General features: G+C 52.7%; 17 protein-coding genes and 1 pseudogene. 10 read left to right on the plus strand and 8 right to left on the minus strand.

The window, feature by feature from the left end:
- Positions 1-57 precede the first annotated feature (57 nt).
- The 4 genes from ABXS88_RS12565 (at position 58) to ABXS88_RS12580 (ending at position 2,663) form a co-directional block, all read left to right on the plus strand.
- Positions 58-651, plus strand: coding sequence for a rhomboid family intramembrane serine protease (locus ABXS88_RS12565; RefSeq protein WP_353672387.1), 594 nt, complete (start codon positions 58-60; stop codon positions 649-651).
- Between the two features lie 49 nt (positions 652-700).
- Positions 701-1,582, plus strand: a complete 882-nt coding sequence (gene lgt, locus ABXS88_RS12570) for a prolipoprotein diacylglyceryl transferase (protein WP_353672388.1) — start codon at positions 701-703, stop codon at positions 1,580-1,582.
- A gap of 11 nt (positions 1,583-1,593) precedes the next feature.
- Entirely contained in the window at positions 1,594-2,376 is a 783-nt protein-coding gene (cobM, locus tag ABXS88_RS12575; protein ID WP_353674822.1) for a precorrin-4 C(11)-methyltransferase, read from the plus strand.
- An 86-nt stretch (positions 2,377-2,462) separates the two neighbouring features.
- Positions 2,463-2,663: a hypothetical protein gene (locus ABXS88_RS12580; RefSeq protein ID WP_353672389.1), complete on the plus strand. Its 201-nt coding sequence runs from the start codon at positions 2,463-2,465 to the stop codon at positions 2,661-2,663.
- Here ABXS88_RS12580 and ABXS88_RS12585 read toward each other — a convergent pair.
- Entirely contained in the window at positions 2,643-3,503 is an 861-nt protein-coding gene (locus ABXS88_RS12585; RefSeq protein ID WP_353672390.1) for an MnmC family methyltransferase, read from the minus strand. The two genes, ABXS88_RS12580 and ABXS88_RS12585, sit on opposite strands and share 21 nt — an antisense overlap.
- 2 nt (positions 3,504-3,505) lie before the next feature.
- Positions 3,506-3,847 carry a hypothetical protein gene (locus tag ABXS88_RS12590; protein ID WP_353672391.1) on the minus strand — a complete coding sequence of 114 codons (342 nt, stop codon included), beginning with the start codon at positions 3,845-3,847 and terminating at the stop codon, positions 3,506-3,508.
- A 314-nt stretch (positions 3,848-4,161) separates the two neighbouring features.
- Here ABXS88_RS12590 and ABXS88_RS12595 point away from each other — a divergent pair, with 314 nt between their 5' ends.
- Complete coding sequence (locus ABXS88_RS12595) at positions 4,162-4,752, plus strand: chromophore lyase CpcT/CpeT (RefSeq protein WP_353672392.1); 591 nt, start codon at positions 4,162-4,164, stop codon at positions 4,750-4,752.
- On the opposite strand, the gene ABXS88_RS12600 is transcribed toward ABXS88_RS12595, so the two are convergent.
- Positions 4,749-5,390: a flavin prenyltransferase UbiX gene (locus ABXS88_RS12600; protein WP_353672393.1), complete on the minus strand. Its 642-nt coding sequence runs from the start codon at positions 5,388-5,390 to the stop codon at positions 4,749-4,751. The two genes, ABXS88_RS12595 and ABXS88_RS12600, sit on opposite strands and share 4 nt — an antisense overlap.
- Positions 5,387-6,127, minus strand: coding sequence for a HEAT repeat domain-containing protein (locus ABXS88_RS12605; protein WP_353672394.1), 741 nt, complete (start codon positions 6,125-6,127; stop codon positions 5,387-5,389). The genes ABXS88_RS12600 and ABXS88_RS12605 overlap by 4 nt, the downstream gene beginning before the upstream one ends.
- 237 nt (positions 6,128-6,364) lie before the next feature.
- Between ABXS88_RS12605 and accD the strand changes: the two genes are divergently transcribed.
- The gene (gene accD, locus ABXS88_RS12610; RefSeq protein WP_353672395.1) at positions 6,365-7,342 is read left to right on the plus strand and encodes an acetyl-CoA carboxylase, carboxyltransferase subunit beta; all 978 of its coding nucleotides are present in this window, start codon (positions 6,365-6,367) and stop codon (positions 7,340-7,342) included.
- Between the two features lie 17 nt (positions 7,343-7,359).
- Here the strand turns inward: accD and ABXS88_RS12615 are convergent, their stop codons facing one another.
- On the minus strand, positions 7,360-8,430 hold the full coding sequence (locus ABXS88_RS12615; RefSeq protein ID WP_353672396.1) for a phosphotransferase: 1,071 nt from the start codon (positions 8,428-8,430) through the stop codon (positions 7,360-7,362).
- 416 nt (positions 8,431-8,846) lie between these two features.
- Between ABXS88_RS12615 and ABXS88_RS12620 the strand changes: the two genes are divergently transcribed.
- Positions 8,847-10,580 (plus strand): peptide ABC transporter substrate-binding protein, encoded by a 1,734-nt coding sequence (locus ABXS88_RS12620; protein WP_353672397.1) that lies wholly within the window; start codon positions 8,847-8,849, stop codon positions 10,578-10,580.
- Positions 10,577-11,878 (plus strand): ABC transporter substrate-binding protein, encoded by a 1,302-nt coding sequence (locus ABXS88_RS12625; RefSeq protein ID WP_353672398.1) that lies wholly within the window; start codon positions 10,577-10,579, stop codon positions 11,876-11,878. Before ABXS88_RS12620 ends, ABXS88_RS12625 begins: the two co-directional genes overlap by 4 nt.
- A gap of 41 nt (positions 11,879-11,919) precedes the next feature.
- Here the strand turns inward: ABXS88_RS12625 and ABXS88_RS12630 are convergent, their stop codons facing one another.
- The 3 genes from ABXS88_RS12630 to ABXS88_RS12640 form a co-directional block, all read right to left on the minus strand.
- Positions 11,920-13,041, minus strand: coding sequence for a site-2 protease family protein (locus tag ABXS88_RS12630; RefSeq protein WP_353672399.1), 1,122 nt, complete (start codon positions 13,039-13,041; stop codon positions 11,920-11,922).
- Between the two features lie 131 nt (positions 13,042-13,172).
- The gene (locus ABXS88_RS12635; protein WP_353672400.1) at positions 13,173-13,370 is read right to left on the minus strand and encodes a hypothetical protein; all 198 of its coding nucleotides are present in this window, start codon (positions 13,368-13,370) and stop codon (positions 13,173-13,175) included.
- 198 nt (positions 13,371-13,568) lie between these two features.
- A complete protein-coding gene (locus ABXS88_RS12640) occupies positions 13,569-14,390 on the minus strand; it encodes a hypothetical protein (RefSeq protein ID WP_353672401.1) in 822 nt (273 codons plus the stop codon).
- Positions 14,391-14,629: 239 nt separating this feature from the next.
- Between ABXS88_RS12640 and ABXS88_RS12645 the strand changes: the two genes are divergently transcribed.
- Positions 14,630-15,511 carry a Tab2/Atab2 family RNA-binding protein gene (locus ABXS88_RS12645; RefSeq protein ID WP_353672402.1) on the plus strand — a complete coding sequence of 294 codons (882 nt, stop codon included), beginning with the start codon at positions 14,630-14,632 and terminating at the stop codon, positions 15,509-15,511.
- 195 nt (positions 15,512-15,706) lie between these two features.
- Positions 15,707-17,203 (plus strand): annotated as a pseudogene (bchE, locus tag ABXS88_RS12650) (magnesium-protoporphyrin IX monomethyl ester anaerobic oxidative cyclase); the annotation flags it as partial.
- Between the last annotated feature and the right edge of the window lie 66 nt (positions 17,204-17,269).

Raw genomic sequence — 17,269 nt, forward strand, 5'->3', positions numbered from 1 at the left:
GCACGGAGCGCTAGCCCTAGAGCGCCCATTACCGTTTGCTCTCCTCCATCGTTACCCATGTCTTCCTCTTCCAAGCCGTCCTTTGCCCAGATTCTGCACAATCAATGGCAAATTCTAGCCAGTTTTGTGGCTATTTTCTGGGGTCTAGAGTTTTTAGATGTTTTCGTCCTACATCATCGTCTCGATCAATTTGGCATCCAGCCCCATCGTTTCATCGGCCTGCGTGGTATCTTGTTTGCGCCCTTTTTGCACGGGGGGTTTTTGCACCTAATTAGCAACACCGTCCCCTTTCTTGTGCTGGGCTGGCTGGTGATGCTACAAGAAACCAGTGATTTTTGGATTGTCACCGTGATCACGATGCTGGTTGGGGGCCTAGGAACGTGGGTCTTTGGGGCACCGGGTTCTGTCCATATAGGGGCCAGTATTCTGATTTTTGGTTATCTGGGCTTTCTGCTGTTCCGGGGGTATTTCCAGCGTAATGGTGCGTCCATTGCCCTATCTCTCCTCGTTCTCTTCCTATACAGCGGTGCTCTGTGGGGCCTACTGCCTCTCCAACGGGGAGTTTCTTGGCAGGGCCATTTGTTTGGCTTTATTGGCGGGGCCTTGGCTGCTCGCATGATTGCTAAGGAAAAACGCTATTACTCCGGCTAAAGTGGGGGAGGGCTTTCCCCGATACCTGCTTCCCTGTTTCGTCCTGGTTATGGTACTACTGATTCCTAATTGCTGTCTCTTTTTCCCCTTCCTCACTTTTCAATCCCCTGGGCCGATCCTGTTGCAATGGGGCCCCCTCACCCTGCGCTGGTACGGCCTGTTAATTGCCACTGCGGTTCTGCTGGGCGTCCTCCTGTCCCAATTTTTAGCCCAGAAGCGTCATCTAAAACCCGAATTGATAAGTGATTTAGCCCTCTGGTTAGTGCTGGCGGCCATCCCCTGTGCCCGGCTCTACTACGTCATTTTTGAATGGCCCAATTATGCAGCTAACCCCTGGCAGGCCCTGGCTATCTGGCAGGGAGGGATTGCCATTCACGGGGCCTTAATCGGTGGCACCCTAGCGACTTTATTTTTTGTCCGTCGCCATCATCTTTCTTTCTGGAATTTGGCGGATATTTTAGTGCCTTCGGTGGCCCTGGGCCAGGGCATTGGTCGTTGGGGCAATTTCTTTAACTCCGAGGCCTTTGGTCGTCCCACGGATCTACCCTGGAAACTCTTCATTCCTCCGGCCCATCGTCCACCGGGATACCTCCAGTTCGACTATTTTCACCCCACCTTTTTATACGAATCCCTCTGGAATTTTGGTGTCTTTGCCCTACTCTTGGGGGTTTTTCTCTGGGGTCTGGGACAACCCACTCGTCTGAAAACCGGTACGGTGACCTGCTTGTATTTGGTGAGCTATAGTCTGGGCCGCTTCTGGATTGAGGGCCTGCGGATGGATAGCTTGATGCTCGGCCCTCTGCGCATTGCCCAAGTAGTGAGCCTCACCTTGATTTTACTGGGCCTACTGGGCTTACTTTGGTTGTATCTTGGCAAAACCCCCCTACCCGACTTCCGAGGCCAACAACCCACTTCACCCCAGACAAGGTAATTTCTGTGACGATTGCTAACGCGACTTCTGGCCTGCGGCCCGCCGTCTATTTTATCGGTGCAGGGCCGGGCGATCCCGAACTGTTGACGGTTAAAGGCCAACGAATTTTAGCCCAAGCAGAGGTGATCCTCTACGCGGATTCCCTCGTACCACGACAGATGCTCCAGGACGTGCGGCCCGATGCTCAATTAATTGCCACCGGCAATCAAACCCTGGAACAGATCTTACCGCTGATGATTGAAGCCGTGCATTCCGGCCAACGGGTTGTGCGTCTGCACTCGGGGGATTTGACCCTCTACAGTGCCATCCATGAACAAATCCAGGCCTTGAGCGAGGCGGACATCCCCTACGAATGTATTCCGGGCATTAGTGCTTTCCAGGCAGCGGCGGCCCGTTTAAACGCCGAGTTAACGATTCCCGATCTGGTTCAGACAATTATTTTGACCCGTATTAGTGGCGCGGCCTCGGCGGTTCCCCCCGCTGAAGAATTGGCCTCCCTAGCGGCCCACCAAGCCAGTCTGGGCCTGTATTTAGCGGCCCGTCATGTCGTAGCGGCCCAGGCACAATTATTGGCCCATTACCCCGCCGATACCCCCGTGGCTATTTGTTTCCGGGTCGGGTGGCCCGATGAAAAGCTATGGCTAGTGCCCCTCAGCGATATGGCCCTGGTAAGTCAGCAGGAAAATTTAATTCGTACCACCCTTTACCTGATTAGTCCGGCCCTAAAGCCCGCCATCCACCAGCGTTCCCGCCTTTATCACCCAGAACACCATCATTTATTCCGGCCCCGTTGAAATTGGCCAGTCAAGTCTGAGCAACCCTTCCAATGAGCTGGTAATCGCCTAAACTAGGGCTAGGAATAGCATTGAGGCCGTTGGCCATGCTCGTTGTTTTAAATAATGAACAAGTCTTCCAGGCCCACCGGGTTTGCCAAGGCTGTCTGCTGGCCAATCAAGAGGGCCTACCCCGCTGGCAAGGGAATCATCTCTGCTGTGCCGCTCCGATTAAAACGGCCCTGTCTGGCCCGGAAACTCTATACGAATGCCAAATGGGCTTTCGCCTAGCCCAGATTGAAGGTTAGCCAGCGTTTTTTCCAACGGCTGGTGGGTTCTAAATCACTGCGGCTTTGCTCTTGACGACGGTGCTGGTGAATTGTTGAAGCATCATCGCGCAATGAGGGGTCACGGTAGGGAATGGCCGCACGAGTTTGTAGGTGTTCTCTTTCTGCTGGGGAAAGGGGCCGGAGGCCTTGATCTGTCCATTGGGCTAGGGTTCCCGGTGAACGTCGTCCCACTTGAGGCGTGGGGCCAAAACAGAGGCCTGCGAGACGGAGGGCAGTACGCACTGAGGCGGCACAGGAATAGGTAGCCAGGACACCCGTTGGCCCGAGATGTTGAGCTAAAAGCTGAATAAATTCCACTGTCCAGAGTTGAGGACACTTGGGGGGGGAAAAAGGATCGAGAAAAATGGCATCAGCGGCTAACGGAGCAAGGGGACGCAGGGTTTGTCGGGCATCGCCCCAGAGAACTTGGGCGGTGAGGGTAGGGGCCTGGTAGCGACCGGTTTCGACGAGAGGGGTCAGGGCCTGGACGATAGACTGGGGCCAGGCCTGGAGCAAATGGTACTGTAACGCTTGGCGGGGAACCTCGGAGTCTTGCTCTAAGGCTACCAGGTGGATATGACACTGGGGATTGACCGACCAAATAGCCGTCAGGGCGGCGGCGGTATTGTAACCCAGGCCATAGCAGACATCGAGAAGGGTAATCGAGTCCCGTTGCTGGGCTAAGGCCGGCAATTGACAGGCCTGAACAAACTTTTGCTCCGCTTCCTGCTGAGCCCCGGAGGCAGAATGAAAGGCTTCTTGGAAGGTTTCGGAAAAAAAGGTGAAGGATCCATCCGCCGTTGCTTGAGGCGTCAACATGGTCAAATCTGGGCCAAATAATCCTCTAGATCCGTGAGTAATTGGCTGAGGTCTGCTTCGGTGCTGAGGCGAATACGGTCATCTCGCAGGGTTAGCAAAACCTTGGCGGTAAAGGGGCTGGCGTAGAGATTAGGATTACAAAAAACCTCTAGAAACACATCCCCCGCATGGCGATACTCTAGGGCATCTTGCTTGGTAGGTCGCTCCTTCTGGTTCACCTGCTGAGCAATGGTTTTTAGGCGCTGGTTAAGCTGGGCAATTTCGGTTTGCAAAGCCTGGGCCGCTTCCGGGGGAAAACGAAAGGAAACAGAACCTTGGGCCAGATTGACGGTGAAAGAAGCCATATTCGCTACCAGACACAGCTAACGGAGTCGCTTAATTATAACGGCCAAATTGGAACTGTTTTACTTTTTCCACAGTCTCTAGTTGTTTTCCACATAATCTGGTGGACTTTTCCACATTAATTAGGAGGGTTTACCAAAAGTAAAGCCTCCCTTAAAACTTTCTTAATATTTTTATCCTTGTCCATACAGTATTCCAAGAGAAGGAACCCCTTGTCCAGCCGGGAGAGACGACGTAAGAGGGTATGATAGACGAACTGTGCAGAATCGCCCTCAGGCTATCTGTTCCCATTGGATTTTTTGATAAAAACGTTTAAATGTCTCATTCCACCGATATTCATACCATGGCACGCTGGTTGGCGGCGGATTTCAGCAACCAAGCCCAAGCCTTTGAAAATCCTCCCTTTTTCGCCCATATCCGCGTAGGCATTCGCCCCCTGCCCCTGAGTCAATTTCCTGAGCCGACCCTCTTTTTAGAGCAGGCCTACGATTTTATGCTCCAGCGGCCCTATCGTTTGCGGGCCCTCCGGCTCAAGGTCATTGAGGGCCATATTGAAATCGAAAATTTTAAAATTAAGGACGAAGAGAAATTCTACGGTGCCAGCCGTAACCCCAGCCAACTGCACCAGTTGAGACCCACCGATTTAGAACCGATGGCTGGTTGTGACATGATTGTGACCTGGACGGGCCAAAGCTTTAAAGGGGAAGTCCAACCCGGCAAAAACTGTATCATCGTCCGGGACGGTAAAGAAACCTATCTCGACAATAGTTTTGAAGTCAGTGAGGCAGGCCTGATTAGCCTAGACCGGGGTTACGATCCTGCCACCGATGAGTTGGTCTGGGGTTCCATCGCCGGGGCCTTCCAGTTTCAACGCTGGGCCAGCTTTGCCGACGAAGTTCAGTTTTAAGTCTCCAGACTCGGATCAACCCCTTGGCCTCCCTGCCAACGGCGGAGCGGCACGCAATCAATGCCCAATTGGTCTAGGCTCCGGGCAACGACAAAATCCACCAGGTCTTCAATGGTTTGGGGCTGGTGATACCAAGCTGGGATGGCCGGGACAATTCTGGCCCCAGCTTCCGCTAGGGTAGTGAGATTGCGCAGATGGATCAGGCTAAAGGGGGTTTCTCGGGGAACTACCACCAGGGGACGGCCCTCCTTAAGTTGCACATCCGCCGCCCGTTCCAGCAAATCCGAGCTTAGGCCCCCGGCTAATTTGGCCACGGTGCTCATGCTACAGGGAATCACCACCATACCCAGACTGCGAAAAGAACCACTGGCAATGTTGGCCCCGACATCACCACTGCGATGACAGCGCAAATGGCCCCCCTCCAGGACACCGGCCTGTTGCCGCCAAAACTGTTCCTGCAGTTCTGGTTCCACGGGCATCCGAATACCTTGCTCTGCCAACCAGACTTGGTGGCTGGCCTTAGAGGCGACTAATTCGAGGGCGTAGCCGGCGGTTAATAAAAACTTGATGGCCCGCACAGCATAGATCAGGCCGGAGGCACCACTCACCCCCAATACCACGGGTAGAGGCTTGGTCAAATTAAACCTTCCAATTCAAGTTCTTCAATCATCTGAATGCCACGGGGGTCTCCCAAGCGGAGCAGGGCCGCCTTGGCATCTTCTTTTACCCCAAAGTCTTCATCCTCCACCAGGGCCTCTAGCAGGGCATCAATGGCCGTGGCATAGACCACGTTGGAGGGGAGTTCTCGGCAAAGTTGGCCCAGGGCCCAGGCACAATTACTCCGCACCGCCGCCATGGGGTCCCGCCGCAGGGCCTCGATTAGGGGCGGAATGGTGGCAATCACATCTTCGTAGGCTAGGCTGGCAATGGCGGGTAGGCTACTGGCAGCCCAGAGGCGCACAGCGGAAATTTCGGTTTTCAGAGCATGGAGCAAAGGGGCCAGGGCCCGGCGGTCAGCACAGTTACCCAAGGCCCAGACCACTCCCTTGCGGACATAGCCATTCCAATCGGTATTGAGCAAATGAATCAGCGGCTCCACCACTTGCGCATCAGTATTGCGCCCTAAGGCATAGGCTGCACTCACTCGAACCAGGGGACACACATCTCGAAGAAGCTGAATCAGCGGGAGAATCGCTCGATTATCTTGCAGTTCACAAAAGGCCCTGGCGGCCACCATCCGTTGGGACGCATCGGGATGGGCCAATAGCGTCAACATCAGTTCAGGATCCGGAGCCGGTACCGCTAGGCTTTCTTCATCTAGGGGATCGGTGGCGAGGGCATCCTCAAGAATGCTGAGATCGTCATAATTACGCATACAGTGGCAATTATCCCACAGAATTTCGACCGCGAAAACTAGTGGTTCAGCTCGAATCTAACCCGTGAGACGCTCTGGTGATCCTCAGGGAACACCGGTAGAGACGAGGAAGTTTGGTACAATTACTCAGAGCCTTAAAATATCAATTTTTCCTGAGCCGCAGAGACGCATGGCCCCTCGTCCACTCAAAAAGGTATCGACGCTCTTTGAACAATTCCTTTAGACGAATTTTGTAATATGTCCCTATTCGATTGGTTTGCGAACCGTGAAAAAGCTGAACCGCCCGCTGTCCAGCAACCCCAGGAACGGGAAATCGCCGATGGCCTGTGGACCAAATGCCCCAGTTGTGGAGTGCTAACCTATACAAAAGACCTCCAAACCAATCAAATGGTTTGCGCCGACTGTGGCCACCATCTGCGTGTCGATAGTGATGAACGCATTCGTCAATTGATTGACCCCAAAACCTGGCAACCCCTAAACGAGCATCTCTGTCCGACGGACCCCCTCAAATTCCGCGACCGTAAATCCTACCAAGACCGCATCAAAGACAGTCAAAAAAGTACCCAACTCACCGATGCCGTGCAAACCGGGACGGGTCTATTGGATGGCCTGCCCGTGGCCCTGGGGGTCATGGATTTTCGCTTCATGGGCGGCAGTATGGGGTCAGTGGTGGGGGAAAAACTCTGTCGTCTGATCGAATATGCGACCCGTGAACGTCTCCCGGTCATTATCATTTGTGCCTCTGGGGGGGCCAGGATGCAAGAAGGGATGCTGAGTCTGATGCAAATGGCTAAAATTTCGGGGGCCCTGCACCACCACCGTGAGGCCCGTCTGTTGTATATTCCCGTCCTAACCCATCCCACCACCGGGGGAGTCACGGCGAGCTTTGCCATGCTGGGGGATCTCATTTTGGCAGAACCCAAGGCCACCATTGGCTTTGCCGGACGACGGGTAATCGAACAAACCCTGCGGGAAAAACTCCCCGAGGATTTCCAGACCTCCGAATATCTGCTCCAGCATGGTTTTGTAGATGCGATTGTTCCCCGTACCCAATTAAAACGAACCCTGGCCCAATTGATTAGTCTGCACCAGCCCTTCTTTCCCGTCTTACCCTTGCTCAACCATGAGGTGTCTTCCCTCGAATCAGAACCACTACCGGCCCTGGGAGAAAGTCAGGAGATCCTCAATCCCAAGGCCAGCATTATTCCCAACTGATGCTTCCCCAGCCATAACTAAAACAAAGCCAAATCCGGACAGGCTAAATAACGGAGTCTTTCCAAACGTTTTGCAAAGTAGTGATAATCCAACCGGCTACAGTCCTGGAGCTTGAGATTGTTGACCTGAATGGCCCAAGACCAGAGATAGGCCGCTTGAGTGAGGCTTGGTAGACAGACCAATTCTAGGGAGGTCAAGGGAGAAACAGCCTGGTAACCCTTTAAAAAAGCTTCCCGGACTTGACGACTCAGGCCCGTTTGGGTCGCCACCTGAAGAAATTTAGCCACATCGAAGGCCCGCCAACCGTAACCGCATTGGTCAAAATCGAAGAGGGTGGGCTGATTACTGTCGGTAAAGTGAACGTTGCCACTATGGGGATCGCCCCAACAAATTCCCCAGTAGGGCGGCTCGGTGGGTAAGGCTTGGAGTTGGTGCTTGATCCGGATGCAGATCTCTCGTAGGGATTGCCATTCTGCCTGGGCTAGGGGCCAAAAAGCGGCAAGGCTTGTGAGAGATTCATCTAACAGATGGGCGAGACTTAAGGGTTGACGCTTAGCCTGGGTGTGAAAAGACTGGGCGACGGTATGAATATTCGCGACAATTTCCCCCAACAACCAACTCTGGCTAATATTCAGATCGCCAATGGCTACTGTGCCTGGGGCCTGGGGAAAGAGAGTTGCATAACGACATCCCTCTAGGGCCTGAATGGGAACAGCTAGTTTACCCTCCTGGGTAGTCAGAGGAGCCGCGACCGGCAGTTGCCGTTGGGCCAAAAAAGTTAGTAATTCTAACTCAAAATTAATATCGGAAGCCGTCCGCCAATGGTGATGGGAGATACGCAGAATATAATTTTCCGTCGCCGTTTCCAGCAAGTAAATATCACTGAGACCTCGATGCCAGAGACGACAGGCCTGGGGAATGGGGATGTCGTAGTGGCTCATTGTCCAGGGAATCAGGGCCTGGGGGGCCAGGGTCGAATAGACCACCGGCAAGGGATGGGGGGTAAACACCGGGCCCGGATAGGGAGCAGAGGCTAAAGTCGGGGCACGTTCGGCGGTAGAAAAGGAGGGGAAAGGAGACAACTGCATAGTTTCAGATATTTTGGCCGTAACGGGGACAGGACTGTTCTCACTTTTTACCCTGGGTTTAAGCCTGAAAAAAGTGAATTTGGATACGAATAAAAAAGTCTATTAAATGGGCAAACAATAATAATACAAAATTAATACAAGACAGAAGAATTACGCTCGAGCAAGCCCCATCTCTCCTCACCCATTGGCCTCACAGGTGGCGGCCAGTGATCCTTTGAAAGGAAGGGCCTAGGGGGGAGACCTGTCTGACCTTTCCAATTGACTTCTCAATTTAAAAGCCTGGCAACCTTGGCTCAGTATTCTCGGTTACACTTGCGCTTAAAATTTACAAATTGTAGGATTGCTGGGGAGCAATGCTTCTATCCTGGGGCAATCATCCCGTTACAAATATTTGCGATTTGCTGATTCCTTGAAAAATGCCCCTAAAATTTTTGGTTTGGCCCCTCCCTAGGCAACCCTTAAGCATCCCAGTCATCTATAGTTTGTTGCTTGGATTAGTGGCCTGTACCCCAGCTCCCCAAACACCGCCGCCTCCGAGTACAACCCTTAAACTGCTGTCTTGGCAGGCCCCAACTATTCTCAACCCCCACCTTTCCGCTGGCTTCAAGGATGCCGAGGCCAGTCGCATTAGCCTAGAACCCTTAGCCAGTTTTGATGCAGAAGGCAAACTTGTCCCGTTTTTAGCAGCAGAAATCCCAACCCTCGACAACGGGGGCCTGGCCAAGGATGGCCGCTCAGTAGTTTGGAAATTGAAAAAAAATATTCGTTGGTCTGATGGAACCCCTTTTACCGCTCAGGATGTGGTCTTTACCTACCAATTCATTACCAATCCCCAAGTAGGAGCCACCAGCCTCGGCAATTACGAAACCGTTCAGCGGGTGGTGGCCCTGGATGGCCATACAGTTCAGGTGTTCTTCAAGGAAGCCAATGCGGCTTGGTTTCTTCCCTTTGTTGGCGGAGAGGGGATGATTCTCCCTCGCCATGCCTACCAGGCTTACCCTGGCGATAAGGCCCGTCAGGCCCCAGCTAACCTCTTGCCTATCGGTACTGGCCCCTATCGCGTGACTCAGTTTAAACCAGGGGACGTGGTTCTCTACGAAGCGAATCCCTACTTTCGAGAAGCGAAGACCCTGGCCTTTCAGGGCCTGGAACTCAAAGGAGGCGGTGATGCCGTCTCGGCCGCCCGGGCGGTGCTTCAAACCGGCGATGCGGATTTTGCCTTTAATCTTCAGGTGGAAGGGCCCTTGCTAGATGATTTGCAACGGCAGGGTAAGGGTCAAGTCGTTAGCCATTTAGGGAGTTTAGGGGAACGCATTATCTTTAATTTCACCAATCCTCGTCCTGCCTCCGGCCCTGCTTCTAATTTCCCCAATCCCCATCCTTTCCTGCAGGATCCCAAGGTAAGGGAAGCGTTGACTTTGGCCATCGACCGGGACACCATTGCCAAACAACTTTATGGGATAACGGGGAGTGTGGCGACGAATTTGCTATTAGCCCCAGCAGAATATGTGTCTCACCAGACGCGGTATCACTTTGACCTCGACCGGGCAGCGGCCCTACTGGAGCAAGCGGGTTGGCGAGATAGCAACGGCAATGGCACTCGGGATAAGCAGGGGGTCGAACTCCAGTTAGTCTTCCAAACCAGTGTCAATCCCCTGCGCCAGAAAACCCAACAGGTAATCAAACAGGGCCTACAGGCCATTGGGGTAGGGGTTGAACTCAAGGCCGTTGACCCTAGTGTGATGTTTTCCAGTGACCCGGCCAATCCTGATACCCTGGAGCGTTTTTCCGCCGATTTGCTAATGTTTACTACCGGCAATACCAATCCCGACCCGAGCAAATACCTACAGACTTTTACCTGTGGCACGATTCCCCAGGCGAAAAATAACTGGGTTGGCGACAATTTCGGGCGCTACTGTAATCCCGAATACGACCGGCTTTGGCAACAGGCCAGCCAGGAACGGAATTTACCCCAACGTCAACAACGTTTTATTCGACTTAACGATCTCCTAGTCAATAACTTTGTTGCTGTCCCCCTGGTGCATCGGGCCGATGTGGTGGCAGTGAGTCGGCAACTCCAGGGGGTGGCGCTGACCCCCTGGGATCGGAATACTTGGAATATTAAAGACTGGCGGCGACCCCAACCATGATCCGTTTTCCCTCCCTACCCCGTTGGTTTTGGCCTTTAGGTGGCCTGATCGCCTGTTTGCTAACGCTGGGAATGCTCTGGCCCAAAGCCCCGATGGCAATCCCGGCCCCCGTCGTGGTTTCTATTCTGATGCCCGCGGTGGAAGTGGTGGAATGGCAACCCATCGTGGCGGCGTTTAACCGAGAACATCGGGATATTCAGTTGGCTATGCTGGAGGGCCCGACATCTACGGATCAACTGGAGAGTTTATACACGACTTCTTTTCTTTTGGGGGATTCTCCCTACGACTTGGTGGACTTGGACATTAGCTGGTTGCCCAAGTTTGCGGCGGCAGGTTGGTTGTTGGACATTTCTGAGCGTCTTTCGCCAACGGAACAAGCCGCTTTTCTCTCCCCTGATCTGGAAGGGGGTCGCTTTCAGCATCAGCTCTATCGTCTACCCACCTACACCGGCGCGGGCCTGCTCTACTATCGTCGGGACTTGTTAGAACAAGCCGGTTTAGAACCGCCCCAGACCTTTACTGACCTAATGGCGACAGCCAAAATACTGCAAAACCAGGGCCAGGTGGAATGGGGCTATCTGTGGCAGGGAAAACAGTACGAGGGCCTCTCGGCCATGTTTGTCGAAGTGCTGGCCGGTTTTGGCGGCTATTGGGTCAATCCAGACACCCTAGCCGTAGGCCTAGACCAACCGGCGGCCATCCAGGCCGTCGAATTTTTGCGCCAGACGATCACCAGCGGTATTTCTCCCCCAGGGGTTACCACCTACGCCGAAGAGGACACCCGCCGTCTCTTTCAAGCGGGCAAGGCCCTATTCCTGCGCAATTGGCCCTACGTTTATCCCCTAGCGAATACTGCTGATTCTCCGATTCAGGGTAAATTTGCTATCCAACCAATGGTACACCAACCGGGCCTGGCCCCTGGGGCCTGTCAGGGGGGTTGGGGCCTGGGCATTGCGCGGGGAACGCGTCATCCTGAAGCGGCCTGGGAAGTCTTGCGCTACCTGACTAGTGAGACTGTCCAAAAACAATTTAGTTTGGCCACGGGTAAAATGCCGACCCGTAAGGCCCTCTACCAAGACCCCGAAATTCTGGCCCAGTTTCCCTATTTTGCCGATCTGTATCCAGTCATTGAAACCGCAGTTCTGCGGCCCCCAATTACTCAGTACGCCCAGGCCTCGGACATTTTGCAACGCTACCTCAGCGCCGCTCTTACCGGCCGACTGACGCCGCAGGAAGCAATGCACCAGGCCAGCCAAGAAACCCGCCGACTATTAGGGCGAGTTTCCGAGAATGTTTGAACCGCCAGCAGCCTAGCGGGGTCGTATTGAGCGAAAGCAACCTAAATGCCAGCAGGCGCGAAGGATTTTTGCAGACATTGCACAATAGAGGCCTTTTCTAGTAGACCGACCACTTCACCGCTGTCTTGAACGACAATCAGTTGGGCCATTTTAGTTTGTTCCAATTGCTGAGCGGCCTCAAAGAGAGAACGATGGGCCTTGACCTGGGGCAGGGCCTCTGGAGAAGCCATTACCGCTTGGAGGGTAATCTGGGGCCAATCGGATGTCGGGATTGTTTTAAGCGCTTCCACCGCTAGGGTTCCCACCAGTTGGCCCTGGGCATCGGTGACCAAAAATTGTCGCCAGGGAGTTTGGCCGATCACATAGGTATTGACAAAATCCCGCAGGGTTAAGCTTTGTTCAACCACCGGACTGTTGGCAATTACGGCATCCTGGGCTGTATAGGCCGCCATGGCCTCTTTTAACTGGGCCTGACGGGCAGAGGCTCCGGCATTCTGGAGTAGAAAAACCCCCACGAGCACCGTCCAAAAATCTCCCACGGGCAGGAGGCGCAAAATACCCAGACCACCGATGGTCACAGCCAGCCAACCTACAACTTGCCCGGCACGACTGGCCCACAAGAGTCCTTGGTTTTGATTGCCTGTCCATTTCCAGACCAGAGCCTTGAGAATATTGCCGCCGTCCAGGGGCAGACCCGGAATCAGATTAAACAGGGCCAGGGCCAAATTAATGGCGGCCAGGAGGGAAATAATGGCTTGAAATGGTAGAGGCAGAGTCAGATTGGCCCCGATGACCGCCAATAGGCCAAAGAGAATCAAACTGACGAGGGGGCCTGCGATAGCCACCGCAAAAGCTTCTAAAGGAGTTTCGGATTCCTTTTCTAAATTGGCCAGGCCACCGAAGAGGAAAAGGGTAATGGATTTCACTTCAATGCCCTGGGCGATAGCCAAAAGACTATGGCCCAATTCATGGGCAACGACCGAAGCAAAGAGGAGAAGCGCCGTCGCCAACCCCAGACCCCAGGGAGCAATCCCTGTTAACTGAGGAAAGAGGGATAATTGTTGGCCGTAGGTGAGGGTGACGAGGCCCAACACCAAAAACCAAGAAGGATTGACAAAGAAGGGAATCCCAAATAGGGAACCGAGGCGCAGATTATTATTCATGCTGGGCTCTCCGGGGTGAGGAGTAATCTGCTTAAATTGTAACGAAATGTAAAGCTAGCTTAAAATTAACCGGTGGTGTAAATACCGCCCTGGTAATTCGGTTATCGTCCCTTCTCGTTAACAATTCGGTCTTAGTCGTAGTAGTCGTTGCTTTGAACATCACCAATGGAGGCTTCGTCTTGGTTAATGCAATCAGGGCTTTTGGCAAAGTTACAAACCCTTGCCCAGAGACGGGCCCGCGTTCCCGCCGGTCCGGCAGAAAACACGACTTTGGCCCCATTCTCGATGGTGACTCCACAAACTGGACAGACTTCAACGCGGTTGCTCATGAGTATTTATTCCTAGCGTATTGTCCCGCCAAGATACGGGTTTTTAGGGGAGGAAACCGTCATCACCACTACAAAAAAATCTCTTTCACCGGAGTGAAGGAGATGGGGCTTTTGGGTTGGGATGCAGTCGCTAACGGGAAACGCTTAGCTTTTGGAAGTAAACGTTAACGGTGTATAACCATCAGCCGGATGAGCGCTCTACCAATAGTTGGTATTGCGGCCATAGTTGTAATTGTAGTCGCCGGAATAACTCACGGAATTGCCATTCACACTCAGGGGAGATTGAAGCGTGAGGGTCAGGTCTCGGCTGGGATTAATGGTCATTACCTCTACGGTGCCGCCCCCCAGAATACCAGCAGTTGGCAGGCCCCAACCAGCCAAGGCCCCAACCGCTGCACCACCTAATACTTCCAGAGCATTGATGTGTCGGTCACCGGTGGTTCCAGCGATAATCGTGGCGGTGCCAGCACCCGCAAGGGTGCCTTTGATAATGTCTCCCGCGGTGGCCCCCTGATTTTGACTCGTAAAGCCGACTAATTCCTGGGAAACCGCATTGATTCTGACTTCTTGGCCATTGGGGAGAGTAACGGCCTGGCCTACAAAAATAATTCCTTGATTGGTAGGTTGCAATTGCCCCGTGATAGTACTACCGGCGGGAATAACAATGGCCCCATTGCTTTGACGGAGATTGACAGCGGTTTTCAGGCTAAGGGTACGGGTCTCACCGCGACGAATCTGTAGGGTTTCACCTTCGGGATAAACGACAGGAATAGCGGTTCCCGCGGGGACAACGCCATTATTGAAGGATTGGCTGATGGTGTAGCGATTAGGGAAAGTGTTAACGCTTGGCCGGGGGAGATTGGCATTACCTGGACGAAATAGGGGCTTGGCAGAAACGGATAGAGGGGTACTGACCAGTGCCCCCATGAGTACAGTGATAGTGGCTAGGGATAAGATTTTTTGGGGGGATTTGCCTAGCCCCTGGGGTTGACCGAAAGGTTGGGAGTGAAAGCCTAACATAGTGATGATCCTCGCCTAGAACGTCAAGCGGGAGGGAATTTCGTCCTCCGCTATCTTTAAGTTAGAGAGCCCAGAGGGGAATGTCAGTCCCCTAGCACATAGAAGCTAGGCGTCAGATTAGTCTGTTGTTTCCGGCCTAATGTGGAAAAAAAGGGAGTCCCCTGGGACAATTCTGGGGAGTGACCAAGCAAGCTATAGTGATCTTTGGAAAATTTGCTCTTTGAGGTGGAACGGACACAATGGCCATTATTTGGGAATTGGATTTTTATTCACGGCCGCTGAGGGACGAGGAGCAAAAAAAAGTGTGGGAAGTCCTGATCTGTGAGGCGCCCCAGACCGTCAGCCAAGATCCAGCCACCCTCTTTCGCTACAGCCAAGTTTGTCCCAGTAGTACCGTCAATTCCCTCTGGTTAAAACAGGCCATTGAAGCGGCCATAGCGGAATCAGGCCAGCGTCCCCAGAAAATTCGCTTCTTTCGTCGCCCAATGAACAATATGATTAGCAAAGCCTGTGAAGAGGCTGGTGTGACCGGGGTGGCCAGCCGACATACCTATGCCCTCCAGCTATGGCTTCAAGAACGTTACCAGCAATTTTACCCCCAACAACCTGGCTACGAGGCCAGTCTGGCCCAGGGGGCCTCGGTGCAATACCCAGAACTGAATACAGCCCCTCTCCCCGATGCCGTGCGGGGTGACCGGGGTGACCAATGGGCCTTGGTGAGCTTAGAGGCCGCCGCCTTTGAAGATATGGAAGACTGGGAAGTTGGGTTCGGAGAAGCCTTTTCTCTTAAGGCCCTGGGCCTGGCCCCAGAAACTCGCATACCGGGTTTAATCCTTTTTTCCCCACGGGCCCTGCCCCTGGCCGGTTGGTTATCGGGCCTGGAACTGGGCTACCTGAAATTCCAAGAAAAACCGCTACCGTTAATGCGTTTAGAAACCGGGGTGAGCGATAGTTGGAGTCTGGTGAATTTAACCAATGCCGCCACCGTCGCCGAGGCCAAGGGTTTTGAGCAGGCCAAAGCCGAAGCTCAACAAGTTCACTTTTTAGCAATTCAGAGCGACCCTAACAGTGAGACCTTTGCCGGTTTTTGGCTCCTCCGGGAGATGGGGGAATCGGTCTAATCAATAATACCAATTCTGCAAATGAAGGCTGTAGATGATTACCCCTCCCCTTGCTCAGGGGACAGTGGGGTTAGTTGTGCAATCAAGCTCCAGCGACTTGGGATAAGATTTAAGGCGGCTTTGTCAATAGGTTCTAATCTCAAGCCTTTCAGCGCAATCTATAATCACTGATAGCACTCTAAATTACTTAAAATAATGCGGATACTTATTGTAAATCCACCGCACCCAGCCATTGGTAGCCGCATCCCCCAGGAACAACTGCCACCTTTGGGGCTCTTAAGTATCGGTGGTCCATTGTTAGATGCTGGACATGATGTTACTCTCCTTGATGCTGAATTTGGGCCACTGGCAGAAGATGAAATCGTAGAACAAGTTTGCATTCATGATCCACAGTTACTTCTGATTGGTCACTCTGGTTCAACGTCTGCGCACCCAATCGTTTGTAAACTGACTCTTCACCTTCGTATAGCATTACCGAACTTGATCATGGTTTATGGTGGTGTCTTTCCGACATACCATTTTCGTGACATCCTGGTTCAAGAACCCCAGATTGATTTTATTGTTAGAGGCGAAGGTGAAGCCACGGTTCCAAAACTGATAGCGGCTCTTGAGAGCAACAGCGATCTGGGTAGCGTAGAAGGTATTGCCTTCCGCCGTGATGGGCAAATCATTGAAACGCCGCCTGCTCCGATGATTCAAGACCTTGACGCCTATCGTGTCGGCTGGGAACTCGTAGATTTAAAGCGATATAGCTATTATGGCGGCAAGCAAGCCGTTGTTATTCAGTTTTCTCGAGGCTGTCCACACCTTTGCAACTATTGCGGACAAAGGGGTTTTTGGGCGCGTTGGCGGCATCGTAATCCCAGGAAGTTTGCCCAAGAAATCGCCTGGCTCCATCGAACGCATGGTGTACAACTATTTAACTTGGCTGATGAAAATCCAACGGTCAACAAAACAATTTGGCGAGAGCTTTGTGAAGCCATCATTGCCGAAAATATATCAATAACAATTATTGGCTCGACCCGAGCAGACGATATTGTGCGTGATGCTGATATCCTACACCTTTACCGCAAGGCAGGCATCGAACGATTTCTGTTAGGAATGGAGAATACTGATGAAGCGACACTCAAACATATACGAAAAGGCAGTAAAGCAAGTACCGATCGTGAAGCTATTCAATTACTGAGACAGCATAATATTCTCTCCCTTGCGACTTGGGTAACTGATTTTGAGGAGGTTAGAGACCATGATTTTATCCGAGCGCTAAGACAGTTACTCTATTACGACCCCGATCAAATTATGTCGTTGTATGTCACCCCTCATCGTTGGACTGGTTTTTATCGCATGGCATCTGAAAGGCGCGTTATCCAACTCGATCAAAGTAAGTGGGATTATAAGCACCAAGTTTTAGAGACGCCACACATGCCCCCATGGCGGATTTTTCTGTGGGTAAAGTTCATTGAAATTCTGTTGCAGACTCGACCTAAAGCACTATGGCGCTCATTTCTCCAACCAGATAGGGCTTCGCGGCATGGGATGTATTGGTTCACCCTGATGGGACGTCGTGTTGTAGTACATGAGTTGATTAATTTCTTCTTTCACGATCGCCGAGTGAAAAAGGGCCCAACACTCCAGCAATTTTGGGGAATGCCCCAAGAGCACCAAGAGATTCCTTTGAGCATGGCTCGTGAACAGTTCAAACTGACGAACCCTGTCGAGCCATCTACGGCAGGAGACAGCGCAACGGTTATGTAGTGC

Origin of the sequence: Synechocystis sp. LKSZ1 (genome assembly GCF_040436315.1) — a bacterium.
Taxonomy (GTDB): Bacteria; Cyanobacteriota; Cyanobacteriia; order Cyanobacteriales; family Microcystaceae; genus Synechocystis.